The organism is Campylobacter concisus (genome assembly GCF_902460895.1).
Classification (GTDB): domain Bacteria; phylum Campylobacterota; class Campylobacteria; order Campylobacterales; family Campylobacteraceae; genus Campylobacter_A; species Campylobacter_A concisus_BC.
The window spans coordinates 873,075-900,073 of record NZ_CABPVL010000002.1; the positions used below are offsets into that span (position 1 = coordinate 873,075).

Here is a 26,999-nt window from a genome sequence, read left to right on the forward strand (position 1 = left end):
GATGATAACGGCACTTCGTGGCATGAAAGATATGCTTCCAGCTCGCGCAAAACTTTATGCACAGATAATAAAAACCTGCGAGGAAGTCGCAAAAAACTACGGATATGAGCAAATTTTAACCCCGCACCTCGAGGAGACGGCGCTTTTTAAAAGAAGTGTCGGCGAGAGCAGCGACATCGTGGGCAAAGAGATGTATCAGTTTGAAGACAAAGGCGGAAACGACGTTTGCTTGCGTCCTGAGGGCACGGCTGGCGTGGTTAGAGCCTTTATCGAGGCAAAACTTGACAGGGCAAATGTGACAAAACGCTGCTTTTATCACGGCTCGATGTTTCGCTACGAGCGCCCACAAAAAGGCCGCTTAAGGGAGTTTCACCAGTTTGGCTGTGAGTGCTTTGGCGAGGGCAGCGTCTATGAAGATGCGAGCATTATCTTAATGGTGAGCGAAATTTTTAACAGACTAAATATCAAAACAACCCTAAAAATAAACTCGCTTGGCGACGAGAGCTCGATGAAGTCTTACAAAGCAAAGCTTGTCAAATTTCTAGATGAAAACGATGATAAAATTTGCGAAGACTGCAAAAGACGCAAACTTTTAAACCCTATCCGCGTGCTTGACTGCAAGATAGAAAGCTGTCAAGAAATTTACAAAAATGCTCCAGTTATCACTGATAGCCTAAGCGATGAGGCGCAGGCTGATTTTGCAAAACTGCAAGAAATTTTAACGGCAAATGGCGTTAAATTTGAGATAGACACTAAGCTAGTTCGTGGGCTAGACTACTACTGCAAGACGGCGTTTGAGTTTATAAGCAATGAGATCGGCTCACAAAGTGCAGTCGCAGGTGGCGGCAGATACGACAGGCTCGTTGAATATCTTGGCGGTAGAGCAAGTTATGGCGTTGGCTTTGCGATGGGCGTTGAGAGGATAATGGAAATTTTAGGAGAAGCCAAGGATGAGCGAGAGGGAGTTTATCTTTGCGCGCTTGATGCGGCGAATGTTGATTTTATCTATAATCTTGGCTCAAAGCTTCGCAAAAAATATCAGGTTGAAATTTCTTATGAAGCTAAAAAACTTCAAAAACATCTGCAAAATGCCGACAATAAAAATGCAAAAATTTTCCTTTGCGTGGGCGAAAACGAGATGAAAGAGAATAAAATTTGGTATAAAAATTTAGAAACCAAAGATGAAAAAACGATAAATTTAGATGAGCTTGAAAAGGAGCTGGGATGAATGATTTTGGACTTAGCATTTGGGGCAATTCAAATTTTGTGATAGAAGATGGCAAAGTCTGCATAAACGAAGCTAGTAAGCCAGCGATCATCGACATCGTGCGTGATATTAGGGACGACGGATATAGAGGGCCGCTACTACTTCGCTTTCCGCACCTTATCCAAAAGCAGATCGAGCAGATCCACGCAAGTTTTGCAAAGGCAAAGAAAGAGTTTGCCTACAAAGGCAGCTTTAACGCCGTTTTCCCGCTTAAAGTCAATCAATACCCTGGCTTTGTAAAAAACCTAGTACGCCTTGGCAAGCCCTATAACTACGGCCTTGAGGCTGGTAGCAAGGCTGAGCTACTTTTAACTATGGCTTATAACAACGACAAAGCGCCTATAACGGTAAATGGCTTTAAAGATAAAGAGATGATAAACATAGGCTTTATCGCCGCTGAAATGGGGCATAATATCACTCTAACGATCGAGGGCTTAAACGAGCTTGAAGCGATAATCGCCATCGCAAAAGAGCGCTTTAAACCAAAACCAAAGATCGGACTTAGGGTAAGACTGCACTCGACAGGCTCAGGACTCTGGGCAAAAAGTGGAGGCATACACTCTAAATTTGGCCTAACATCAACCGAGCTAATAGAAGCTGTAAAGATGCTAAAAAAGGCAAATTTACTTGAAAACTTCACGATGATACACTTTCACATCGGCTCTCAAATAAGCGAAATCCATCCGCTCAAAAAAGCACTCATCGAGGCTGGCAACATCTACGCTGAGCTTAGAAAAATGGGCGCAACAAATTTAAAAGCTATAAATTTAGGTGGTGGCCTTGCGATAGAATACTCGCAGTTTAAAGAAGAAAGCAGCAGAAACTACACACTAAACGAATATGCAAACGACGTTGTTTATATGCTCAAAACCATAAGCGAGCAAAAAAAGGAGATCGAGCCAGATATCTTCATAGAGTCAGGTCGCTACATCGCCGCTTCTCACGCGCTTTTAGTCGCTCCTGTGCTTGAGCTATTTTCTCAAGAATACACCGAAGAGAAGCTAAATTTAAAGAAAAACAATCCAAATTTAATAACCGAGCTAGTTGATCTTTACAAGTCAATCAAGCCTTCAAACGCCCTAGAGTACCTGCACGACGCCATCCACCACACAGAAAGCATCCTCACGCTCTTTGATCTAGGCTATGTCGATCTGCAAGATAGATCAAACGCAGAGGTGCTTTTAAGGCTCATTAGCAAAAAGGCTGTTGTGATGCTTGGCAACAAGAGCAACTCAAGCGATCTAACTAAAATTCAAAAAGAGGTTCAAGAGAGATACCTGCTAAATTTTTCGATCTTTCAAAGCTTACCAGACTTTTGGGGACTAAAGCAAAATTTCCCTATCATGCCGCTTGATAGGCTCGATGAGCGCCCTACCCTGCCAGCTTCGATCTGGGATATCACTTGCGATAGCGACGGTGAGATCAGCTATGATGACGAGAAAAACCCACTGCTTTTACACGACGTGGACGTGGAGAAGGAGGATTATTTCTTGGGGTTTTTCCTAGTTGGCGCATATCAAGAGGTGATCGGCATGAAGCACAACCTCTTCACTCATCCAACAGAAGCTACCGTGGAGATAACAAGCGATGACTACAAGATCACAAATTTACTAGAGAGCCAGTCGATCCTTGATATCATGGAGGACATGGACTACGATATCTACGAGATCCAAGACACTCTAAATGAGCGCTTGGAGAAATCAACTCTGATAAACGAAACACAAAAGAAGCAAATTTTGGGCGAACTTTATCTATTTTTAAATGATAATAGCTACTTAAAGACAATCAACTAAAAAGGACGAAAATGCAACTAGCAAACAGAATGCAAACATTAAGCGAATCAATCACAATCGCGATCAGCACAAAGGCCAAAGAGATGAAGGCTGCTGGCATCGACGTGATCTCGCTTTCAGCTGGTGAGCCTGACTTTATGACTCCAAAAAAGATAAGAGAAACTGTAAAAAACGCACTTGATAACGATAGCAAAAGCGGCAAATACACGCCAGTGCCGGGCCTGCCTGAGGTCATTGATGCCATTAGAGCAAAGCTAAAAAGAGATAACGGACTTGACTACAAAGCAAATCAAATCGTCACAAACATCGGCGCAAAACACTCACTTTTTAATGTATTTCAAGCGCTTATCAACCCAGGTGATGAAGTCATCATCCCATCTCCATACTGGGTGAGCTACCCTGAGATAGTTAAATTTTGTGGCGGCGTGCCTGTCTTTATCGAAGCAGACGAGAGTACAAATTTTAAAGTCACAGCCGAGCAGCTAAAAAAAGCGATCACGCCAAAAACGAAAGTCTTTTCACTAAATCACCCGACAAACCCAACTGGAGCTGTCTATACAAAAGATGAGATTGCGGCATTTGGCGAGGTTTTAAAGGGTACTGACATCATCATCACAAGCGATGAAATTTATGAAAAAGTGATCTACGGCAAAGAATTTCACGCAGTAGCCTCAGTGAGCGAAGATCTTTTTAAAAGAACGGTCACGATAAATGGACTAAGCAAGTGTGGAGCGATGCCTGGCTGGAGATTTGGCTACATAGCAAGCTCGATGGACTGGCTAATTGCTGGCATCAAAAAACTTCAAAGCCAAAGCACAAGTAACATCAGCTCGATCGTGCAAATAGGCGCTATCCCGTCACTTCTTGGCGAAACTGACGACGATATCGAAAACATGAGAAAAGAGTATGAAAAAAGACGCGACGTGGCAGTAGAAATGATAAATGCTATCCCTGGGCTAAGCGTAGTTAAGCCTGATGGCGCGTTTTATCTATTTGTAAAATGCAAAGAGGTAGATGGCGACTCACTTAGATTTTGCAAAAAGATGCTTGAAGAGGCAAATGTAGCGACCGTGCCAGGCGTGGGTTTTGGCATGGAGGGATATTTTAGAATTTCTTTTGCGACAGACATCGAGAGCATAAAAAAAGCGATCGAGAGGATCGCAAATTTTGTAAAAAGCTACAAAATTTAATGATCAAATTTAGAGTAAATGGCAAAATTTTCGAGCTTGAAAACGATATAAATGTTTATGATTTTTTAGCTCAAAATGGCTATGAGCTTAAATTTATAGCTCTTGAGCGAGACGGAGAAATTTTGCCAAAAAAGCTTTGGCGTGAGCGCTTCATGAGCGAGGGCAAAGCTTATGAGATCGTCACTTTAGTTGGCGGTGGATGAGGAGAAAATGATAGAGATTGTATTAAATGGCGCAAAATTTAAGGTGCCAGTAAAAAGCCTTAGCAAGCTAAAAGAGCTTGCGCTTGGCGATAAAGAGAGTGAAATTTATAAATTTTTAGAGAAATTTAACGCGACAAAGCCAGATATTTTTATCGTTGATGGCTTTGCTATAAAAGAAGATAGCGAGCTAAAAGATGGCTCAAACGTCGTATTTATAAGGCGCGGCGTGATGCCTGAGCGTGAAGTTTTACGCGCGATGATCGCTTCACGAAACAGCCCTGAGCTAAATTTAGCTCTAAGCAAAGCAGTAATCGGCGTGGCTGGACTTGGCGGTCTTGGCTCAAATATCGCGCTAAGCCTAGCAAGAGTTGGCGTAAAAAAGCTAGTGCTTGCTGACTTTGACGTCGTTGAGCCAAGTAATTTAAACCGCCAGCAGTATTTCGTCCGCCACATCGGCTTAAAAAAGACGCAGGCGCTTAAAGAGCTGATAAATGACGTCAATCCCTTTGTTGAGGTCGAAACTCACGATATATTTTTAGATGAAAAAAACGTGGCTAGCGTCTTTGGCGAGTGTGAAATTTTATGCGAAGCCTTTGATAACGTCGCTGGCAAGGCGATGATACTAAACGAAGCTGGTGCAAGCTTAAAAGAGAAAAAGATTATCGGCGCCTCTGGCATGGCAGGATGCTTTAGCTCAAATCTCATAAAAACCATAAAATTTGCCAAAAATGTCTATCTTTGTGGTGACCTCACAAACGAAGCAAAGATCGGTCAAGGGCTCATGGCGCCGCGCGTGGCGATTTGTGCAAACCACCAAGCAAATTTGGCCATTAGACTACTTATGGGCTTGGAGGCGTAAGTTGCAAAATGATAGTTTGATCCTTGGCGGCAAGGAGTTTCAAAGTCGCTTTATCCTTGGCTCTGGCAAGTACTCGCACGAGCTCATCGACTCAGCCATAAACGAGGCTGGCGCGCAGATCCTAACCCTTGCTCTTAGACGCATAAACGAGAGCAAAGAGCGCAATATACTTGACTTTATCCCAAAAGGCGTGACGCTCTTGCCAAACACAAGTGGCGCTAGGAACGCCAAAGAGGCTGTTCGTATCGCCCAGCTCGCACGTGAGCTTGGATGTGGCGAGCTTGTTAAGATAGAGATCATAACTGATTCTAAATTTCTCTTTCCAGACAACGCTGAAACCATAAAAGCCTGCGAAGCACTGGCAAATGACGGCTTTGTGCCGATGCCATATATGTTTCCTGATCTAAACGCCGCAAGAGCGATGCTAAGCGCAGGAGCTAGCTGCATAATGCCTCTAGCTGCGCCAATCGGCTCAAATCAGGGGCTAGTTTTTAAAGATATCATTGAAATTTTGATAAACGAGCTTGATACGCAGATCATAGTTGATGCTGGCATAGGCAGGCCATCACAAGCGTGCGAAGCGATGGAGATGGGAGCAGCTGCAATCATGGCAAACACAGCTATCGCCTCATCTAAAAATATCCCACTCATGGCAAGAGCCTTCAAAGAGGCTATCATCGCTGGTCGCAACGCCTATCTAGCAGGTCTTGGCGCAAAGAGCAAAAGCGCAAATGCCTCATCTCCACTCACTGGATTTTTAGACTGATGAAATTTACTAGAACCGACCACATGCAGCTACTGCCTCACATGCAGGATGTTGGCAGCGAGATAATGAATGAAATTTTAAAAGAGCGCGCGAGCTATAAGCCAGAAATTTACACCGAAGCTGACGTAAAAGCAGCTCTTAATGCAAAGCACTGCTCGCTTGAAAATCTAAAAGCCCTACTCTCGCCTGCTGCAGCGCCATTTTTAGAGCAGATCGCCCAGCTCGCTCAGGCAAAGACAAGGGCAAATTTTGGCTCAAACATCACGCTTTTTACCCCGCTTTACATAGCAAACTACTGCGACAATCTCTGCGTTTATTGCGGTTTTAACGCTAACAATAAAATAAAAAGGGCAAAACTAAGCGACGAGGAGATCACAAGGGAGCTAAGAGAAATTTCAAAGAGCGGCTTAGAAGAAATTTTGATCCTAACAGGCGAGAGCGAGACCAACTCAAGTGTGGCCTATATCGCAAACGCCTGCGCTTTGGCAAAGAAATTTTTTAAAGTCGTTGGCGTTGAAATTTATCCATTAAACTCAGACGGCTACGCCCTGCTTCACAAAAGTGGCGCAGACTACGTGACCGTCTTTCAAGAGACCTATAATCCCGCAAAATACGAGAAGATCCACCTTGGAGGCAACAAAAGGATCTTCCCATACCGCTTAAATGCGCAAGAGCGAGCACTTCTTGGAGGCATGAGAGGAGTTGGCTTTGCCGCACTTCTTGGCATAGACGACTTTAGACTTGATGCCTTTGCGACCGCACTGCACGCAAGCTTGGTTCAAAAAAAATATCCGCATGCCGAGATCGCATTTTCATGCCCAAGACTTCGCCCTATCATAAACAACGACCGTATAAATCCTCGTGACGTGGGCGAGCGCGAGCTTTTGCAAGTGATCTGCGCTTATAGAATTTTCATGCCAACAGCTAGTATAACGATATCAACTAGAGAAAAGGCGAAATTTCGCGACAACGCCGTAAAGATCGCCACAAACAAAATAAGTGCTGGCGTAAAAGTAAGCATCGGAGCTCACGGCGAAGAGAAAAAGGGTGACGAGCAGTTTGAGATAAGCGACGATAGAAGCGTGGATGAGATCAAGGCTATGATAAAAGCAAACGGACTAGAGCCCTTGATGAGCGAGTATGTCTATGTTTAAAATTCTCTGCGTGGCTGACTTTGAAAGCTATGAGGGCGATGACTTTTTAAAAAGGATTCAGCTACTTTGTAAGGCTGGCGTGGATGAAATTTTACTTCGTGCAAAGGGGCTAGACGAGGCTCAATTTTACGACCTTGCTAGGGTTGTGGCTCAAATTTGCGAAAACTATCGCAAGAAATTTATCATTAATCAATTTTTTGACGTAGCTTGCAAGCTAAATAGCGACTTTTGGCTCACTTCGGCACAGCTTGATTTTTTTAAAAATCACGCCGTTTTTTTAGATGAATTTAGAAAAACAGCTAAAATTTACGCCCCAGCTCACGACCTAGAGCAAGCTAAAATTTCAGCCTCTATCGCTGACGTGCTCGTTGCTTCTCATATATTTGCCACATCTTGCAAGGCGGGTTTAGAGCCAAAAGGGCTAAATTTTATAAGCGAGCTAAAAAGCTTTGATAGAGAAATTTACGCACTTGGCGGACTAGATAGTGGGAACTACAAAGAGGCCATAAAAGCTGGTGCAAGTGGCGTTTGCTTTATGGGCCTAGCGATGAGCGGCGATATAGAGCTTATAAAAAAGATAGCAGAGAGCAAAAACGAGCAAATTTAGCTCTTTTTGCATAAAATTTTACATATTAGTTTATATATAAAACTACATAAAATTAAATTTATAGACTATTCTTGCTCCTCTTGCGAGAACTAATATGAGTTTTACAACAGATCAACTTGCACGCCGTCTTGGATCTCGATAAAAACAGTGTGTGTTGATGGTATCAGTCTTCCATTGATAGTTTCTTGGCGATTAAAGGTTGCTTTATAGACTTGATTTACCGCGTCTCCATCGCTTGTGACATCTACTTTGTTATAAGTGTCGCCAACAACGCTATGTTTATTATTTAGCGTGGTGATATCTGCTTTTGTAGCTTTTACAAAATCATGCGTAAGCTGCACCAGGTCTTTACTATCGCCTATAACCTTTAGCACGGTATTTACGCTCTCGCTGGCTGCGCTATTGCTCGCATCTCTTGTATTTCTACTATCTACGATGTCAAATATACCATTTGGGCTAAATTTTATAGAAACAGCCTGATCTGCACTGCCAAGTTGTACTTTTTCAAAGTTATTTATCTTTTTAACATTGTCTAAATTTGAAAAATCCACATCATCAACCACTATAAGCGTATCTACTCCGCCCTTGCCGTCTATCGCCCTGCCCTTACTATAAACAAAAGCATCATCTAGGTTGCCGCCCTTTACGTCACCTTCTTGCTTTAGATATACAGGGTCGCCAAAATTTGCCTCGCTATATTTGCTAGTGTTTATCTCGTAAGAATTTGTAGTGCCTATCTTTTTTATAAAATCATTTTGAATGAGCGCTTCAACGTAGTTGTTGCTAAAGAGGCGAGTACCGCTATGCTCTGAACCCACTAAAGCATCTAGTGGATAAGGACCATTTGGCGCACTAGCTTTTGGCATTATGTATAAAGATAAATTCATCTCGCCAGTTCCGTCCATATACTCTAAATCAAATTTATAAAAACCTGCCTTATTAAAAGTATAATCAGTGCTATACCACTGACCATTTTTGCCATATGATACTTCTGTGGATGGTTGTATAAATGTTGTTGCACTTCCAAATTTTAGCGTATTGCCATTTATGGTAAGCTCTGCGTAGTTGTGTAGGTCGGCTGCTCTTACTGAGTATGTTCCAGGAGCATTTACATATATCCAACCATCCATTTTCATGACAAGATCAGAGCCAACAGGGTTTGACTCTCCAAGCGTGTAGTTGCCAGGCTTTCCTTTTAATGTGCCGTTTGCAAAGCTTATATTTTCTCCTGTACCAGCAGTCGTATCTACACCGTTTCTAAATTTCTTTGGTGCGTATGGGTTAGATGCGTCATATAAGGCATCACTGCCATATCTACCCACTCTTGCTAGATCTTCTGCATGCATGTTGCCTTGGTCACGTAATGTCTTGTAGTGCGTCCCAGAGGCAAACTGCACAACGTCATATGTAGTAGAGGCGCTTGGAGAGTAAATTTTGATATAGTCCTTATAGATAGACTTTCCACCTCGCTGTGTATAAACACCGGAGTTGCCACCAACTCTAGCCGTCCAAGATGGATCTACATAGTTATAAAACCACATATCAGCATCAAGACCGCTATTGCCGATAAAAGTTACTGTGCTAACAGAGACGTTTCCTGCGGTGTCGGCATTTTTTATCATGAAATTTGCTCCGGTGCTGTTTGCTGGCAGGGCAAAATTTTCAGAGTAGCTGTGCGTATCATCAAGGGCTGAGCTTTTGTGAACGGAATTTAGCAGATCATAAAGATCTACTTTGTTTATGGTGTTTTTATTTAGCGTGTTGTTGCCACTAGCATCGGTGCCAACACTGCCTGAGATATCTACACTAGTGACGTGAGAAGTTGCCGTTGGAGTGCCGATCGCATCAGGGGTGGCGTCTAGATCTACGTGAACTATCAGATCATCATCCTTTGTGTCATCGCTCTTTAAAACGGTCGCTCTTATGTTTGAATATCTCTCATCTAGCTTTATACCAAGGGCCTCAAAGTCCATATTTACACGCTTATCTGCACCGACTGTTAGATCTATATATGTTTGTCCGCTTGGTAAAATTTTGGCATTACCATGATCATCCTCAAGTGCTAAACGAAGCTTTGTACCAGGGTCGCGGTCCACGCCAAATATAATATTTGGCTGTTCGTCGTTAGTAAGTGAGATGTTGTACTCTTTTATGGTTTTTGTCTCATCATCAAAGTTATTTTTCTGGATAACCTTCTCGTAGTCCTCTACCCTAAGGTATTTAGCGATATTTATAGCTCCGCCATCTATCTGCGTGGCAAGCTTGACGTCATCTATGTAGCTTAAAATTCCAAAGTCAAATAGCCTACCGCGAACGCCATCAGTTGTAGTGACCTCGTTTGGTGTCGTGATAGTGGCTCTAACAGGCGTAGAGTGATCGACCGAGATAGGGACATTTGGTATGCTAAATTTACCATCCACGATAGGAAGTGGCGCTGAGCCGTCACTTGGCAAGGCAGTTAGTCCATCGTCGCTTATTGTGTATTTGACCGTTGTGGTTACAGCTGGTATGGTCGGAGTTGAGATAGTGACGCTTACATTGCTTCCTGGTTTTGCGTTGCTAGGCACGTAGATATCAAGGTCGCTTTGGGTTGAAGGTGAGCCAGAAGGGGTTGTGATGCTATCTATTAGCCCGTCTCCGTCATTATCTCTTGCAAACTGCACTTTTATGCTGTTATCTACGGTGATCTCGTCTGTGACCGGGTCTGCTTTGTTGCCAGCTTTGTCGGTAAATGTGGTCGTGAAATTTGTCGTAACGCCATAAAGTTTTGTCGTGGTCTCTATGGTGCCATTATTTACACTAATAGCTACACCATCATCTCTTGTGGCACTATATGTGCCGGATGCGTTTTGAGAAATTTTAATGGTTATCTTATCTGTCTTGCCGTCGCTTCCTGCGATATCTATCTCAAATTTATCGCCATCTCTTGCGTCGTTTGGAATTTTCATCTTTATAGAGGTTTTCGCACCATCAGGGCTAAAACCGCTCTCTTTACTAGTTAGCACGCCGTCTTTATCGCTATCTTTTGCAAACTGCACGTGCGGAGACCTAACAGGTGCGACCGTATCGCTTGAAATTTCACTCACACTTGAAGCTTTTGTAGCTCCAGTCGTGCCGTCAATGATCGTCGTGCTTAGCTTTTTTCTGCTTGGATCGGTTGAACTTGTAGGGTCAGTAACTGTGATCTTGCCGTTTTGGATAGAGATAGTCTCGCTACCTCCATCAAGCGTGGCAGTAAGTCCGTCAGGTGCGATAGTATAGGTCTTTGTAACGCTTGTTGGTGTGCTAGCTGGATCATCGACCTTTATGCGGATCTTGTCGCCAACTGCGGCATTGTTTGGTACGTAGATATCGATAAGCGACGCCGTGCCGCCACTTTTAGCTAGTTCGGCTGCATTTATAATGCCGTCTTTGTTCTCATCAAGGGTAAAAACAGCGATCGGATCGTTATTATTTGCGATAGTTACCATATCTGTCGCACCTGGGTTGCCCGACTTGCTTATCATTTGGATATTTACATTTGTTGGCGTTGATGATGAAATTTTAACAGCACTTGCCACGTTAAAGCCGACATTTCCGCCGCTCTCACTTGTGAGTGGATAGCTCTCGCCACTATCTTTATCTACAAGCGTGCCACTAGATGTTTTAACAAGCGTTTTTTCATGCAAAGTGCCGTCTGGATCGGTGGTGGTGAGCTTTATCTTATCGCCTATTTTCATATTTGGCGATAAAACGATCTTTGCATCGTCACTTGGCGTACTGCTAGCTGGATTAAAGCCATTTTCGCTAGCGTCTATCACGCCGTCGCTGTTTAGGTCTTTGCCTAAAAGCACCTTTGTAAAGCTAAGAGCTGGCGTAACGGTATCAACGCTTGCGGCTGCCTTTGCTGGAGCCGAGCTAGCACCATTTGCTAGCGTGATGCTAGAGCTTACATTAAACGGGGCATTTGGCGTTATAGCAACGCTTGGGATGATAAATTCTTTTTGATCTGGGTTTGTTGCATTTGGCGTGATAGGCAAAATTTCGCTTGGATTGTTTTCATTTATCACGCTTGTGCCTGCAGGATCTACTTTGTAAGAAAGTGTGGTCTTTACGCCGTTATTTACAACTTCTAGCGTCACTTTGTCGCCTGGCTTGAAGTCGTTGTTAAAAGCAACAGCCATGCTTGTGTGATTAGGATCGCCGCCTGCTTCTGCGATATTGATATAGCCATCGCCATCAAGGTCTTTTAAAAGTGCGATACTTGGCGCTGGTATAGCTGGAGCACTCTCTTTTTGTTCAGCCACCACTGGCGCTGCTCCGCTAATAGAACTAACCGGCATTGCTGGCTCGCTTGAGATGATAGCTGGTAGCTCTAGCGTACCACCATCAAACCAAACTACGTTTGAGATGTGCCCTTGCGTGTCAAAATTTGATCCATTTATGCTTGCTGTGTCGCTACCATGGCTTGAGCCATGAGAGTGGTGGCTGGAGCCTTGAGCGTTTTCGTCGCTGTTTTTGCTATTTGAGCCTTCGCTCTCACCAAAGATCCTTCTCTTGTCCTCTTCTATCTGCGCTTCATTGCCTTGGGTGTCAAATTTTGCATTTGATAGCTCTTTTGTGATAATGATAGTTTGTGGTTCAAGTAGCGTGATAGGTGCAGCGTGGTCAAAATTTATAACGATAGTGTCGTTGCTGCTTTGCGTGACGATCTCATCGCCTAGAAATATCTCGTCGCCCTGCTTTAGCAAGATCAACTTTCCGTTTCGTTTTACAAAAACTTTTCCACTTATCTTTGTAACAACACCAACGCTTTGCATCTTTCTTCCTTTAAATTTAAAACTAAAACATCCATTTAAAATTTCACGCGATTATAGCTAAAAGTATTACAAAATAAATAAAATAATTTTAGATAAAAAATTGTCATTTTGCAGCTCTTTTTTATATCGAAAATTTATTGCTATTATCTGATGGTACGCTATTTTTGCGATGATAAAAAAGAGCAAAATTTAAATAAATTTTAGTTGCAGGTAAATTTCTATGTCACAAAGTAAATTTTAAAACTATTTTGTTATCAAATTTTATTTATTTTGAAAAATTTATGTTTGAAATCTCCCACGCCAAAAGACGTGGGATAAAATTTACGCTATCTTGCTAGCGTCGATGATGTTTAGATCAAGACCTAGTTCTTCAACAGATAGACCAAGTGCGAGACCTACAAGCTGAGAGAGGTGGATGATAGGTTTTCTAACATCTGAGTGGTTCTCATCTTGATATCTCTCTTGATAGATGTCAAGTTGCATTTGGCAAAGTGGGCACGGAGTTACAACTACATCTGCGCCATTTTGATCAGCGTTATTTACGATCTGGCTTGACATTTTTCTTACTGATTTTCCAGCTGGATAGCTAGCGTGGAAGCCGCAGCAGTCAAGTCTTTTCTCAAATGGCACGATAGTAGCACCAAGTGCGCTTACGACGGTTTCAAAACTCTTTGGATTGACTGAACTTTCTCTATTGTGTAGATCTTTTTCAGGTCTTAAGCTGTGGCAGCCGTAAAATAGCGCTACTTTTAGGCCGCTAAGTGGCTTAACAACCTTTGCTTTTAGCGTATCGACATTTTGGTAAAGCTCCCAAAGAAGGCTTGTGATCTCGGTTGAGCCGTTATATTTCATATTGCCTTCAGCCAAAAAGGTATTGATACGATCTTTTGCGCCCTTATCAAGCGTGCTTTTTGCTCTTGTTAGAGTTAGCATACAGGTTGAACATGTCGTAAGCATCGGCATATTCATCTGCTCTGCAAGCGCTATATTTCTAGCATTTGCCACAAGTGCAGCGATGGGATCGACGTCTTGTGCTTGTTGGGCCCCACAGCAGCTCCAGCCCTTTATCTCGTGAAGCTTCCAGCCAAGTAATGGAGCGATGGCCTCAAGCGACATCTTAGCCTCTTTAGCTGCTTGAGAGAGTACGCATCCTGGGAAAAAAGCGAATTCGTTTTGCATAGTTACTCCTTACTAGCAGCTTTGCGAGCCGCGTTTATCATTTTTACTAGATCATCATGTCCTTCAATATCCTCTTCACCAAATACATGAAGTGGATTCATCTTACCAGCGAGCATTAAATTTGCTGCGATATCCATTTTGCCCATATTTTTGATAACGCCTTCTGAACGAAGTGCAAGTCTAACCTCATTTAGTCTGCCTGAGCCATCAACTAGATCAGTTAAGAATGCCTCAGCGTGATCTGGTCCCATGCCCTCGTTAAAGCCTTTTTGTATAGCCATGATACGAAGGTCTGTTATGTCGTTGCATGCGCTTATACCCTTTGGACAGCGGTCAGCACACTCTTGGCACTTTACACACATCCAAAGTCCGTTGTCAATAGCTGGTTTTAGGTGTGGCATAGGATCTTTGCTGCGTGAGTCAAAAGCGGCTCTATAAGCATGAACAAATACAAACGGCTGCATATAATCACTCGCATCTGCTTCAAGCTTATTGCATTCGCTAGCACACGCACCACAAAGTATGCAGTCCCATTCAAGCGCTACTTTGTCATACTCTTTTTGACTTTGCTTGCAGCCTTTTTCGGCGCTAAATTCTGGCTTAGCAGTAATGCTTGGTTTGATCTTGCGTAAATTTTCGATACTTGGCTCCCAATCCACCATAAGATCTGAGATAACCTTAAAATTTCCAAGTGGTGAAATTCTAATAGTATCTGGGTTGCCATACTCAGCCAAAAGCTCGTTCATCTTTGTATCACAAGCTAGATATGAGTGACCATTTACTCTAACAGCGCACGCACCGCATATCGCTGAGCGGCAAGATGCTGTGAAATTTAACGTCGCATCCTTTTTTTGTTTGATGTCAAAAAGCACTGTTAAAAGAGTTTTGCCTTTGACCTCTTCATTTGTTAGCTCATAAGTTGATTCATATTTTTTAGTTCCGTCAAAACGGTCGATAATAATTTTCATCCTAGCTCCTTACTCTGGCTTCTTGCCGTCAAGTGAAAATATGCCTGTCACAACATCTTTGTAGCCAAGCTCCAACTTGCCGTCTTTTAGTGTGACTATGCTGTGTTTTAAGAAATTTACATCATCTCTTTTTGGATAGTCCTCTCTTGTGTGAGCGCCACGGCTCTCAAGACGATTTTGCGCTGCAAGACATGCTGCACGAGAAAGAAGTATAAGGTTGCCAAGCTCGACATAGTCAGTAAATGCTGTGTTCATGACTGGGTTTTGATTTGGCACTTTAAGGGTGTCATATTTTGCTTGGATAGCTTCTAGGTTTTTAGAGAGTTGGTCTAGTTTAGCACCAGTTCTAAAGATACCCATTAGATCCCAGTTGTTTTTACCAAGCTCTTCACGAAGTGCGTACATATCATTTACGCCACCCTCGCCTGTTGCTATGGCTTTAAATTTATCTTGCCACATTTTTGCAAGCTCAGAAGTCTTTTTGCCGCTTGCAAATTTTGCATTTTGAGCGTAAGCACCAGCACCTTTGCCTGCTAGATCACCAGTTACAACTGCGTCAGTTAGGCTGTTTCCACCAAGGCGGTTTGCGCCGTGGATAGATACGCATGAGGCCTCGCCACCTACGTAAATTCCAGGGATTTTTGTGCTCATATCATCAAATTTAGCTACCTCTATACCACCCATTGAGTAGTGAGCTGTTGGGCGGATAGGAACTGGTTGCTCGATAAGGTCGATGTCTTGGAAAAGCATCGCTGTGTGGCGAATTTTAGGAAGCTTTTTCATGATAGTATCTTTGCCAAGGTGACGAACATCGCAAAGCACATAAGCGCTCATGCCCTCGCCAAAGCCTCTACCCTCGCGGATTTCTGTCTCGATCGCACGAGCGACGACGTCACGAGGAGCTAGCTCCATCTTTTCGTGATAGTTTTTCATAAAGCGCTCGCCCTTGTTGTTTAGCAAGTATCCACCCTCGCCGCGAGCAGCTTCTGTGATAAGCGTGCCGCCATTTTGAACGCCAGTTGGGTGAAACTGAAGCATCTCAGGGTCTTCAAAACCAAGACCTACTTTAAGCGCAGCAGCTATGCCATCGCCTGTTGCTATAAATGGAACTGATGTGCGGTTGTAGAAAATTCTAGTGTATCCGCCAGTTGCTATGACTAGAGATTTGCAAAGAACTGGGTAAATTTGACCATCTTGGATGTTGCGAAGAACGACGCCCTCTACTTTACCGTCCTCAAGACCGATCTCAAGTAGCTCGTGGTCCATTAGAAATTTAACCCCAGCTGTGATAGCGTCGTCAAGACAGGTGTGCATCAAAACGTGGCCAGTTTTATCGGCTGCGTAGTTACAGCGTTTTTTGCTAGCGCCACCCATGAAACGAAATGCCACGTCGCCATTATCTTTACGAGAAAAGAGCATGCCGTTGTAGTCTAGTTCGTGGATAACTGCGCCTGCTGCCTCGCAAAATTTCACAACTGCATCTTGATCAGCAAGATAGGCCGCACCTTTTACGGTGTCGTAGGCGTGAAGCTTGAAGCTGTCGCCATTGCTAAAGTCAGTAACGCCGTTTATACCGCCCTCTGCCATACAGGTCGCGTTGCGTGATGGCATCATTTTTGTAGCGACAACGACTGTTAAATTTGGGTTTTGTTTGCGAACGGCTGTTGCTGCACGAAGTCCTGCACCGCCAGAGCCGATTATTAGCACATCAACAGATGGCAAGCCATTTTCATTGCCCTTTGGCAACTTGCCAGCAAAAACATTGGTAGCACCAGCTGTTGTAGCTAGCGCACCTACGCTGATACAGGCGCTTTGTAGAAATTCTCTTCTGGTAAATTTTTCACTCATTGATAACTTCCTATTTTAATAAGTTTATTAGCGTTAAGACGCACCGCAAGTTTATTTCTTAATATTTTTTAAAATAAGTAGATTAATTAAAAAATTAATGATGTAACTTTACATAAAATTTGCTTAAAAGAAACATAAGAATTTATTTTAGGTTGTATAGTGAGATTTGATAGCTAAAATCATTTGGCAAAATACCATTTTATCGTATTTGTGGTTACTACTTATAAATTTATTATTTTGATAAAGATAAAAATAATATTATCTCGCAATATATATTAATGAAAATAGATAAAATGTTATAAAATAGCCAATTTTACGTATCTTTGAGGATATTTCTTAAAACAAAATAAATAATTAAAACTAATAAATTTAAATGAGATAAAAATCGTATGATTATCAAAAAACATATAAATTTGTAAATTTTTGATAGCTAGAAAGTAAAATAATAAATAGCCCCGTAGTGTCTGACTGAGAAAATAAAGCTTAAATTTATATCAAATATCTCAATATCATCAAAAGACGGATACCAGACATCGCTAAAAAATTTAGATAGATCATCAAAATGCAAAATATCAATGCTCTCAAATTTATTAAAATTTATGCAAATTTCATTTGGTGTGGCTATGCCAAGCTCGCTAAAAGCGGTCTTTATATCAAAATTTTCTTCGTCCGCATTAAAGCCATCAAGCTTGCTAAATTTATCTATCTTAAAAAACTCATCTATATCATCTAGGCTAAATTTATGAAGTAAATTTTCTCTTATCTTTATGCACTCACCAGCCGGCAAGCTCCTAATGATCGGCATCTCAAAGCCATATTCTTTGCGGAAATTTTCTAGTTTTATCTGATCCATTTTGGGAGGTTTTGGCTAAATTTAAATTTAGCCAAAAATTTATTTCAAAAGTTCTTTTGCGTATTTTAGGCCTAGCTCGTAAGCTTTTGCATTTGCTTCTTTGACCTTAGCTGGCACGCTTGCTAGCATCTCTTCACGCACTAAATTTTCATCCATGCACCTACTCATCGCCACAGCAACACCAAGAGCCACGACGCTTTGAGTGATGACGTTACCAACCTCGTCTTTTGCGATAGAGATGATAGGAATTTCATAAATTTTCCAGCGCTTTTTGTCTTCATCGCTCACTTTTACCAAATTTGGCTCGACAACGATCGCACCGCCCTCTTTCACGCCGCCTTTAAAGGCATCGTAGCTTATCTGCGCAGTTGCTAGCATGAAATCTATCTCGCCCTCATTTGCATAAGGATATAAAATTTCTTTTTCATCAAGTATGATATCGACCTTCGTTGGGCCACCACGCACCTGAGATGTGTAGGTAGATGCCTTCACGCCGTATCCGCCTGCCTTTATCTTGGCAGCTGAGAGGATCTCGCCTGCTAGTATGACGCCCTGTCCGCCAACGCCGACAAATCTTAATTGTGACTTCATGCTAGCTCCTCAAAATTTATCGCTTCATTACTCATTGCAGCCTTTCTTACCATGTCGTAAGCCTTGGTGTATTCGATCTTTTCTTCATCTTTGTGAAGCACGCCAAGTGGGAAAATGCCCTTTTTCTCTTCGTCACTTAGCATGTCAAATTTGACCTTGCTCGTCGTGCGGCCATTTATCCACTCTAAATTTTTCACCGCCTCGCCCATTTTATTTTTGCGGCCTAAATTTATGTGGCAGTTTGAAAATACATCAAAAAAGCTGTATCCATCGTGGCTAAAGCCCTCTACAAAGAGCTTTGTAAGCTTCTCTGGCTCGATGACGCTACCACGTGCGACAAAGCTAGCGCCTGCTGCAGTTGCGAGCTTACAGGCGTCAAAGCTAGGATCGATGTTGCCGTATTGCGCTGTGACCGTCCACATGCCCTTTGGCGTGGTTGGGCTGGTTTGCGAGTTGGTTAGCGCGTAGATAAAGTTGTTGATTAAGATGTGATTTAGCCCGATATTTCGGCGGCATCCGTGTATCGTGTGGTTGCCTCCGATCGCAAGTCCATCGCCATCGCCAGTTACCACGATAACGTGCTTGTCTGGGTTTGCCATCTTTACGCCAGTCGCGTAAGCTACGGCTCTACCGTGAGTTGTGTGGATGGTGTTGCAGTCAAGATATCCGCTAAAGCGACCAGAGCAGCCTATGCCTGAGACCACGCAAACGTCGTTCATATCCCAGCCCATGGTGTCGATAGCGCGGATGAGAGCCTTTAGTATGACGCCGTCGCCGCAGCCCCAGCACCAAAGAGTAGGCATTTTATCTGTTCGTAAATATTTATCATAATTAAAAGCCATAAATTTCTCCTATTTTCGCCTCGATCTCGCTTGGGCTTATCGGTCTGCCGTTTGCTTTTAGCAGTTTTGCAAAGTCATCTCTTAAGATGATCTTTGAAATTTCGCCACTATACTGGCCTAAATTTAGCTCGCAGACTAAAATTTTATTAAATTTATCTGATATCTCTTTTAGCTTTTTAGCTGGAGCTGGGAAAAGTGTGAGTGGCTTAAATAGCCCTACTTTTAGCCCTTTTTCACGTAAATTTAATATCGCTTGCTTAGCCGAAAGCGCCACGCTGCCAAAGGCGATGATGCAAATTTCAGCGTCTTCAAGCATAAACTCTTCAAATTTCTCGCACTCATCAGTGTGTAAATTTATCTTGTTAAACAGCCTATTCATCGAGTATTCAACAATCTTGCCATCTTCTGTTGGAAAGCCAGTTGAGCCGTGATGAAGCCCAGTTATGTGGTAGTGATAGCCTTTAAAGAAAGGATTTAGCGTAGCTGGCGCGTCTGGTGCCGCCTCATAAGGCTTATACTCTTTTGGCTCGCCACTAAATTCTCTTCTTTTATAAATTTCTAGCTCGCTAATCTCTGGCAGGCGCACTCTAGCTTGCATGTGGCCTATCGTTTCATCAAGTAGCAGCATAACTGGCGTCATAAACCTAGCTGCGAGATTAAATGCGCGAACCGTCTGCGTATAGCACTCCTCTAGGCTGCTAGGGGCCAAAACTATCATATTTACATCGCCGTGAGTTGGGTTTTTAGCCTGCAAGATATCGCCTTGTGCGACGCGGGTTGGTAGGCCAGTTGAAGGGCCACCGCGCATGACATTTACGATGACAAGCGGTATCTCAGCGATAAAGCCAAGGCCTATTTGCTCAGCCTTTAGTGAAATTCCAGGACCAGAACTTGCAGTCATCGCCTTAGCACCGCTCGCACTTGCGCCAAGAGCTACTGAAATTCCAGCTATCTCATCTTCCATCTGTATAAATGTGCCGCCATGTTTTGGCAAAAGCACGCTTAGCTCGTGTGCGATCTCACTACTTGGAGTGATGGGATATCCGCCAAAGAAGTTACAGCCGCACTCGACCGCAGCCCTTGCTACTAGGGCATTTCCAGTTGATACTACCTCTCTCATGCGCTCTCTCCAAGTTTTGCAAATTTATTTGCCTTTACGGCTGCAGCTCGCTCTTTGCTTTCAGGCGTTAGCTTTGCAAATTTAAAGCCTTTATCAGCAACATAAATGGCAAAATCAGGGCAGTGAAGCTCGCAGTCACGGCATCCTATGCATGAGTCGGCATAGACCACCTCTATCATCTTGCCAAGCACCGCCTTTGGCTCAAGCCTCATACCTAGCACGCCTGCTGGGCAGTAGCTCACGCAGACATCACAGGCCTTACACCTGCTCTCATCGACCCAAACTGGGACATTTTCTTTTACGATCATATATCTTCCTACTCTAAGTTTTCTTTTAAAAATTTGATATTTTTTCTAATCTCAGCTTCACTTTTGTTTAGTTGCTCTTGCTCGTCTTCGTCTAAATTTAGCTCTAAAATTTCTTTTAAGCCATCACGTCCGAGCCTTACTAGCCTGCCGCAACTTAGCTCATCGTCTATTAGCACGCTAGCGCTTATTATCTCATCGCTCTTGCCAACGATCATCTCGCACATCTTCACAGCCGCAGCCGCTGGCGCGTAGTAAGCTGAAGTGCCAAGCAGTTTAACGATCTTTGCGCCGCCAGTGCTTGTCTCTTTTTTGAGCGCTTTTAGCTCATTTTCATTTAAATTTTCGCTGATATTGCTAGCTGATACGATCATCTCGTCATTGTGAGCGCCGACGATCTTTGCTCTTAGCTTGCTGGCATCTTTATCTTTTAAAAGCGCTAGCTCATATCTGCACCTTGCGCTATCTAGCTCGCCAGCCATGCCGACTACCTTGTTTTTGCTAAAACCGCTAAATTTATGTGCCGTCCAGACCATCACGTCAAGCGGATTTGTAACGACTATTATCACTGCGTTTTTGGCAAATTCAGCTATCTTTTGCGCTGTTTGCTTTACGACAACGGCGTTTTTAAGTAGCAGATCTTCTCTAGTTTGACCCTCTTTTCTTGGGCTTCCAGCTGTGACTATGACAATGTCACTACCTTCAATTAGCACAAAATCATCGCCACCACAAACGCTAGTTTTAGCGTTAAAGACGCAGCTTGACTGCGCTAAATCGATCGCCTTTGCGCGCGCCACGTCGCCAAATATATCTACAAGCGCGATCTCATCGCAAAGCTCTCTCATACAAAGCGCATATGCTATGCTAGCACCGACGTTTCCAGCACCAACTACACTTATTTTCATCTCTTATCCTATTATTTGATTTAAAATTTCACTTGGTCTCATGACCTCATTTGCTCTTGCTTCATCTGGCAAATAATATCCGCCAAATTCCACGCTTGCACCATCTTTTTCTCTGATCTGCTTTAGAATTTCGCTCTCGTTTTTCTCTAGCTCGTCTGCTAAATTTTCAAAAATTACGCTTAAAACCCCGCCACTTTTTGCCATCTCTCTCGCCCAAAATAGCGCTAGATAGAAGTGTGACTCTCTGGTATCAAGAGTGGCATTTGGCGTTTTGTTTTCGTCTAAATAGCTAGCAACAGCTCTATTTAGCGCGTCACTTAGCTCTTTTGCCTCTTTTTTTTGCCTAAAAAACGATAGATGTTCAAGCGATGCACTAAGTGCTAAAAACTCGCCTAAGCTATCCCAAAGCAGGTGATTTTTCTCTTTTAGCTCTTTCACAAGCGTCGGAGCCGTCCCACCAGCACCAGTCTCAAACATCGCTCCACCAGCAAGTAGTGGCACTACTGAGAGCATTTTTGAGCTGCCACCTAGCTCAAATATCGGGAAAAGATCAGTTAAATAGTCTCTTAAAACGTTGCCAGTAACGCCTATGACATCTTTGCCAGCTCTTATCAAGCTAAGCGTTTTTATAGTTGCTTGCTCGTAGTTTAAAATTTCAAATTTAACTCCAGCCCTAGTAAATTTATCTCTAAATTTGTCAAATTTAGCTATCAAATTTCTATCGTGAGCACGGCTGCTATCTAGCCAAAATATAAGCTCATCTTTTGAAATTTCGCCTCTTTTTAAAGCAAGCTCAAACCACGCATTTATCGCATCTTCTTTTGCCTGCGTCATTCTAAAGATATCGCCGCTTTTAACGCTAAATTTAAAGACGCTCACGCCAGCTTCGTTACAAACAACAAATTCTCCGTCCTCTTTTGCGATGAAAGTCTTATCGTGACTGCCATACTCCTCGGCCTTTTTAGCCATTAGCCCCACGTTTGCCACGCTGCCAATGTTACTCACATCAATCGCGCCATACTCTTTAAAGTCCGCCACGCAGGCCTCATAAACCCTAGCGTAGGTTCTATCTGGGATCATGCAAAGTGAGAAATTTAGCTCGCCACTTCTATCTTTTACCTTGCCAGAGTTTCTAATGAGCGCAGGCACGGAGGCGTCGATAATGACGTCATTTGGCACGTCAAAGTTGCTAGCACTTTCATTTAGCGCCCAAATTTTTGCCTTTTTGCTCAAAATTTCATCAAATTTAGCCAAAATTTCATCTTTATTTTTAAGAGTTGAAATTTTAGAAAACATATCTTTTAAGCCATTTTTTGCCTCAACTCCGTGAGTTTTAAATTCATCGCCAAATAGCTCAAAAACCTCTTTAAAATAGCTCTTTATCGCATGCGCGAAAATGACTGGGTCGCTAACCTTCATCATCGTGCATTTTAGATGCAAGCTCAAGGTCAAATTCTCTTTTTTTGCCTCATCAAAACAGCTTTCATAAAATTTATCTAGCTCATCTACGCTTAAAAAGGTAGCATCTACGATCTCGCCACTTTGAATATTAAGCTCTTTTAAAAGTTCTTTTTTGCCCTCCAAGCTTATGAAATTTATATAAAATTTCTCATCTTTGCTAGCGATTATTGAACGCTCATTTTCATAAAAATCGCCCTTTTGCATGTAGCAAATTTTAGTTTTATTTGCCTTGTCCCAGTCGCCGTTGCTATGTGGATGCTTTTTGGCAAATTCTTTAACCGGAGGCAAAACTCTTCTGTCTGAGTTTCCTTGTCTTAGCACTGGATTTACCGCACTACCAAGCACTTTTGCATATTTTTTAGCGACCTCTTCGTCGTAGTCCGTGATGATCTCGTCTGGATAAAATGGCACGTTTATGCCCTTGTTTCTTAGCTCATCAATGACTGCTTTTAGCTGAACGAGTGTGGCTGAGATGTTTGGCAGTTTTATGATATTTGCCTCTTTGTGCGCGGTTAGCTCACCCAAAAGCTCTAGCTCATCAGCCTTATTTAGCCCAAGCTCTTTGCTAAAAAGAGATAAAATTCGCCCTGCTAGGCTTATGTCAGCCCTAGTTATGCTAATGCCAGCGCGTGATAAAAAGCTCTTAACGATAGGAAAGAGAGAGTAGCTTGCAAAAAGCGGTGCTTCGTCGGTTTTAGTCCAGATAATGTCACTCATTTTAGCCCTTTTGATTTTTTGAAATTTATCACGTTTTTTATTAAAGCTAGTTGTATTTTAGCCCTATTTTGCGATATTTTGATTGTGCTCACTTAAGGTTTTTGAAAAAATGTGTTTTTTCGCCTTTTTATCAAGCACAAAGTATAAATAATCGCTCTTTGCAGGGTTTATAGCTGCTTTTATCGCACTTATAGAGACGCAGCAGACTGGACTTGGCGGTATGCCGTCGTTTAGATAGGTGTTAAACTCGCTCATGTCGCTTCTTATGCGCTCAGCCGTGATCACATCGTGCGAGTAGATGCCATAGTTTAGCGTGCCATCCATCTGCAGCCTCATGCCCTTATCTAGGCGGTTGTAGATGACTGAGGCGACAAGTGGCATCTCAGCGTCGTTTGCGGCCTCTTTTTGGATGATTGAAGCGATGGTTAAAATTTTAAACCACTTTTTCTCGTTGTATTCGCCAAAAATTTTTCTGCTGATCTCGCTTTGTGCCTTTTTAGATGAATTTACAAGGTAATAAGCTAGGTGCCTTTCGCTGATGCCAACTGGGATCTTATAAGTATTTGGCATCAAAAAGCCATCAGCGACTGGCGCAAGGGCGTTATACTCGCTATTTAGTTTAGCTCCGTCAAGTCCAAGCTGGGCTGCTATCTGGTTTAAAAAAACGATAGTAGTTTCGCCAGGGATGAGCGTGATCTCGGTCATCGCAGCTTTTGCCTTGGCTAATTTTTTTAAAAAATCAACCCTTGAAATTTTATCTTTACCTATCTCGATCCAGCCAGACTGAGGCGAGCCGATGAAGCGCATGGCGTACTTGTCGATCACACTTAAGTTAAAGTTGCGATTAGCTAAATAAGATATAATTTCGCCCACACTTCCCTTTGGCACAAAAACGACTTTGCTCGTGTTTATGGGGCGTGCCAAATAGACAAATACACTTAGGACGACGATGAGTACGATATCAAAGAAAATATCTAGGTATGGCTTTTTTATAAAATTTTTTATCATTTTGATTCTTTCGATTGTTTTGCTTTTAAAATACGGCATAAAAATTAACGATTTCGAGTTTTACGGCGTAAAATTGGAGCAATTATATATAAAGTTAGATAAAAAATTAATTGTAAGAGCAAAGCAGATCAAGCTACCAAGCTTTAAAAAAGACGTGGCGCAAAAAGCTAGCGATGAGAGACTTTTAAACCTTAGTCAGGGCGTTGATTATCTTGAGACCTTTTTTCAAGAAATTTCACTTGAGAGCGTGCAAATCGGCGATGATTTTAAGATCAAAATTTTATTTTTAGATGATATATTTTTCGTTGATAGCCCTTATCTAAACATCGATATCAAATTTCAAAATAAGCAGAAAGATGGCATAGATCGCTTCATAGTAAGAAATTTGAGTTTTAAAGACTTTAATGTCAGTATTAGCGGCGAGGGAAGTGCAAATTTTGACAAAGATGACTATAAATTTGATGGAAATTTCACCTCACACGAGCTAAATGGCAAACTTAGCTTTGCCTTAAAAGATACATTTTTAACCTACAAAGCCTACGATGTAAACGCTGGCAGCATCAAGGACTTTATAGACGAGCTTGATAGGCGCATAGAGCTAAACAGCGAGGTTAAAAACTGGATATATGGCTACATCGTGGCAAACGACTATCATCTAAATGAGATAAACGGCAAGGTCGATATTGCCAAAAATGACTTTTATCTAAACGAGCTAAATGCGACTGCCTATGCTAAAAATTTACTTGTTAAATTTGAAAAAGGCTTGCCAGCAGTAAATGTCGCTGAGGCAAACATCACGCTTAATAACTCAAAGCTTAAATTTGACCTTACAGCTCCCGTTTATAAAGGCAAAAAGCTTGATGGCTCAAACGTAGCGATAAACAACATCTTTGATGAAAAAAGTGCAAATTTAGAGCTATTTATAAAGACAAATTCCATTTATGATGAGGCGATAAATGATATATTAAGAGCCTACAAGATCATCGTGCCAGTCAAGCAACTAAGCGGTAAAATGGACGCTGGCTTAAAAATTTTAATAAAACTTGACGAAAAGAGTTTGGAAAATTTTGACGAAAAGAGCGTTATTGCAAATGGCGATTTTAAGATAAGTGACGCAGTTTTAGATATCGCTGGGAGTAAATTTAACGCTAAAAGTGCCCTTGTAAAGCTCATAAATACGACAAATTTAAGCGTTGATGCAAGCGGCTTTGGGCTTGACTTTTTCAGAGCAAATGCAAAAGTAGATATAAATTTACAAAAAAGCACCGGCGAGATAAAAGGCGTCATAGAAAGCTTTGACCTAAAAGAGAAAAATGATGAAATTTTAGCCTTTAAAAAAGAGCCATTTACTGCACTTCTTGACTTTAGTAAGCCAAATGAGACCACGCTTAGTATTGAGCCTTTTGGGCTAAATTTAAGCTTTGGCGATGAAAGCGTGATAACTACAAAAAACAGCAACTTCATCATGCAAAACTCCCCAGTTTTAAAGCAAAATGGCGTGCTTGGCTTTGAAGACGTGAGCATAAAGAGTAAGGACTTTACTAATCTTGAAATTTTGGCAAAAGGGCTTAAATTTGACCTGCCGTTTTTGGATAAAAATGGCTCAAAATATGATAGTGACGACTTTTTGATCACGGTCTCAAAGGCTGGCGTAAAGATGCAAAGTGCGAGTAAGAAACTCGCTTTAAGCATCGCCGAAAAAGGCATAGAAGCTAAGAGCAACGACCTAAATTTGCTTGTCCTTGATGACAACAGTACAAAAGAGCAAAGCACGCCACTTGAGCTCTTTGCAAAAAATGGCGACATCATCTTGCAAGATCTAAACAAAACCTTGCCATTTACTAGCTTTAGCGCCGAGAAAAAAGGCAAAAGCACCTCGCTAAACGGGCTAGCAAAGCAAGGCAGGGTTGGATATTTTAGCGATGAGAAAAGCATAAATTTAGACGCAACTGATATAAGTGGCGAATTTATCAACGACCTTTTTGGCGTCAAGAGCTTTGAGGGCGGTAAATTTCGCCTAAAAATGCTTGGAGAGAGCTCGAAAAATTTCAAGGCCGAGGTGAGATTTTTTGGCACGTATCTAAAAGACTACATCTTTTATCAAAGGCTTTTAAGCTTTTTAAACTCGGTGCCGTCGCTTCTTAGCTTTAAAACGCCTGACTTTAACGACAAGGGTTTTACTGTTAAAAACGGCAAAATTTTACTTACTAGAAAGGGCGACGTGATCGAGTTTTTAGCGATTGAGATGATAGGCACGAGCGCAGATATCGGCGGACGCGGCACGATCGATCTAAAGAGCAAAAAGATAAACATCGACCTTGAGCTAAAGATACTAAAAGACGCAAGCGGCATCATCGACAAGATCCCACTTATCAACCAAATCATCCTTGGCAAAGACCGCTCGCTCTCAACCGTCATCGCCATACGTGGCACAACCGAAAAGCCAGAATACTCGACGCAGATCTTGCAAGATGCCCTGCTCTCACCACTAAAAATAATAAGAAACGTTCTGCAGGCTCCGTTTTTGATATTTGAGTAAAAAGCGTTAAGCAAAAAATAATTAT

Annotated in this window: 21 protein-coding genes; 9 read left to right on the top strand and 12 right to left on the bottom strand. The window is 42.3% G+C overall.

Annotated features, from left to right (window positions below; all coding sequences use genetic code 11):
• Position 1: 1 nt before the first annotated feature.
• The 8 genes from hisS to F3G98_RS05530 are packed head-to-tail and all read left to right on the top strand — an operon-like array spanning position 2 to position 7,839.
• The gene (gene hisS, locus F3G98_RS05495; protein WP_103598730.1) at positions 2-1,228 is read left to right on the top strand and encodes a histidine--tRNA ligase; all 1,227 of its coding nucleotides are present in this window, start codon (positions 2-4) and stop codon (positions 1,226-1,228) included.
• Positions 1,225-3,060 (top strand): biosynthetic arginine decarboxylase, encoded by a 1,836-nt coding sequence (gene speA / locus F3G98_RS05500; protein WP_149725843.1) that lies wholly within the window; start codon positions 1,225-1,227, stop codon positions 3,058-3,060. The genes hisS and speA overlap by 4 nt, the downstream gene beginning before the upstream one ends.
• A gap of 11 nt (positions 3,061-3,071) precedes the next feature.
• A complete protein-coding gene (locus F3G98_RS05505; protein ID WP_103611457.1) occupies positions 3,072-4,250 on the top strand; it encodes a pyridoxal phosphate-dependent aminotransferase in 1,179 nt (392 codons plus the stop codon).
• Complete coding sequence (gene thiS / locus F3G98_RS05510; RefSeq protein WP_021092363.1) at positions 4,250-4,453, top strand: sulfur carrier protein ThiS; 204 nt, start codon at positions 4,250-4,252, stop codon at positions 4,451-4,453. The genes F3G98_RS05505 and thiS overlap by 1 nt, the downstream gene beginning before the upstream one ends.
• 7 nt (positions 4,454-4,460) lie before the next feature.
• Positions 4,461-5,312 carry a sulfur carrier protein ThiS adenylyltransferase ThiF gene (gene thiF, locus F3G98_RS05515; protein WP_149725844.1) on the top strand — a complete coding sequence of 284 codons (852 nt, stop codon included), beginning with the start codon at positions 4,461-4,463 and terminating at the stop codon, positions 5,310-5,312.
• A 1-nt stretch (position 5,313) separates the two neighbouring features.
• Positions 5,314-6,078, top strand: coding sequence for a thiazole synthase (locus F3G98_RS05520; protein WP_103568848.1), 765 nt, complete (start codon positions 5,314-5,316; stop codon positions 6,076-6,078).
• Complete coding sequence (gene thiH, locus F3G98_RS05525; RefSeq protein WP_103611455.1) at positions 6,078-7,232, top strand: 2-iminoacetate synthase ThiH; 1,155 nt, start codon at positions 6,078-6,080, stop codon at positions 7,230-7,232. The genes F3G98_RS05520 and thiH overlap by 1 nt, the downstream gene beginning before the upstream one ends.
• Complete coding sequence (locus F3G98_RS05530; protein ID WP_103611454.1) at positions 7,225-7,839, top strand: thiamine phosphate synthase; 615 nt, start codon at positions 7,225-7,227, stop codon at positions 7,837-7,839. The genes thiH and F3G98_RS05530 overlap by 8 nt, the downstream gene beginning before the upstream one ends.
• Positions 7,840-7,940: 101 nt before the next feature.
• On the opposite strand, the gene F3G98_RS05535 is transcribed toward F3G98_RS05530, so the two are convergent.
• The 12 genes from F3G98_RS05535 to mltG form a co-directional block, all read right to left on the bottom strand.
• Positions 7,941-12,638, bottom strand: coding sequence for a hypothetical protein (locus F3G98_RS05535; RefSeq protein WP_149725845.1), 4,698 nt, complete (start codon positions 12,636-12,638; stop codon positions 7,941-7,943).
• 321 nt (positions 12,639-12,959) lie between these two features.
• Positions 12,960-13,817, bottom strand: coding sequence for an 8-methylmenaquinol:fumarate reductase membrane anchor subunit (gene sdhE / locus F3G98_RS05540; protein ID WP_103617203.1), 858 nt, complete (start codon positions 13,815-13,817; stop codon positions 12,960-12,962).
• A gap of 2 nt (positions 13,818-13,819) precedes the next feature.
• A complete protein-coding gene (gene sdhB, locus F3G98_RS05545; RefSeq protein WP_149725846.1) occupies positions 13,820-14,785 on the bottom strand; it encodes an 8-methylmenaquinol:fumarate reductase iron-sulfur subunit in 966 nt (321 codons plus the stop codon).
• A gap of 9 nt (positions 14,786-14,794) precedes the next feature.
• Positions 14,795-16,633 carry an 8-methylmenaquinol:fumarate reductase flavoprotein subunit gene (sdhA, locus tag F3G98_RS05550; RefSeq protein ID WP_103607827.1) on the bottom strand — a complete coding sequence of 613 codons (1,839 nt, stop codon included), beginning with the start codon at positions 16,631-16,633 and terminating at the stop codon, positions 14,795-14,797.
• A 430-nt stretch (positions 16,634-17,063) separates the two neighbouring features.
• Entirely contained in the window at positions 17,064-17,486 is a 423-nt protein-coding gene (locus tag F3G98_RS05555; RefSeq protein WP_149725847.1) for a heat-shock protein, read from the bottom strand.
• A gap of 39 nt (positions 17,487-17,525) precedes the next feature.
• Positions 17,526-18,077, bottom strand: a complete 552-nt coding sequence (locus tag F3G98_RS05560; RefSeq protein WP_103645512.1) for a 2-oxoglutarate:acceptor oxidoreductase subunit OorC — start codon at positions 18,075-18,077, stop codon at positions 17,526-17,528.
• Positions 18,074-18,919, bottom strand: a complete 846-nt coding sequence (locus F3G98_RS05565; RefSeq protein ID WP_149725848.1) for a 2-oxoglutarate ferredoxin oxidoreductase subunit beta — start codon at positions 18,917-18,919, stop codon at positions 18,074-18,076. The genes F3G98_RS05560 and F3G98_RS05565 overlap by 4 nt, the downstream gene beginning before the upstream one ends.
• Positions 18,909-20,039, bottom strand: coding sequence for a 2-oxoglutarate synthase subunit alpha (locus F3G98_RS05570; protein WP_149725849.1), 1,131 nt, complete (start codon positions 20,037-20,039; stop codon positions 18,909-18,911). The genes F3G98_RS05565 and F3G98_RS05570 overlap by 11 nt, the downstream gene beginning before the upstream one ends.
• Positions 20,036-20,347, bottom strand: coding sequence for a 4Fe-4S dicluster domain-containing protein (locus F3G98_RS05575; RefSeq protein ID WP_009293870.1), 312 nt, complete (start codon positions 20,345-20,347; stop codon positions 20,036-20,038). Before F3G98_RS05575 ends, F3G98_RS05570 begins: the two co-directional genes overlap by 4 nt.
• 8 nt (positions 20,348-20,355) lie before the next feature.
• Positions 20,356-21,249, bottom strand: coding sequence for a lactate/malate family dehydrogenase (locus tag F3G98_RS05580; protein ID WP_103637286.1), 894 nt, complete (start codon positions 21,247-21,249; stop codon positions 20,356-20,358).
• 3 nt (positions 21,250-21,252) lie between these two features.
• Entirely contained in the window at positions 21,253-23,427 is a 2,175-nt protein-coding gene (locus tag F3G98_RS05585; RefSeq protein ID WP_149725850.1) for an NADP-dependent isocitrate dehydrogenase, read from the bottom strand.
• Between the two features lie 63 nt (positions 23,428-23,490).
• Positions 23,491-24,435 carry an endolytic transglycosylase MltG gene (gene mltG, locus F3G98_RS05590; RefSeq protein WP_149711558.1) on the bottom strand — a complete coding sequence of 315 codons (945 nt, stop codon included), beginning with the start codon at positions 24,433-24,435 and terminating at the stop codon, positions 23,491-23,493.
• Between the two features lie 73 nt (positions 24,436-24,508).
• On the opposite strand from mltG, the gene F3G98_RS05595 reads away from it, so the two are divergent.
• Complete coding sequence (locus F3G98_RS05595; protein WP_149725851.1) at positions 24,509-26,974, top strand: YhdP family protein; 2,466 nt, start codon at positions 24,509-24,511, stop codon at positions 26,972-26,974.
• Positions 26,975-26,999: the final 25 nt, after the last annotated feature.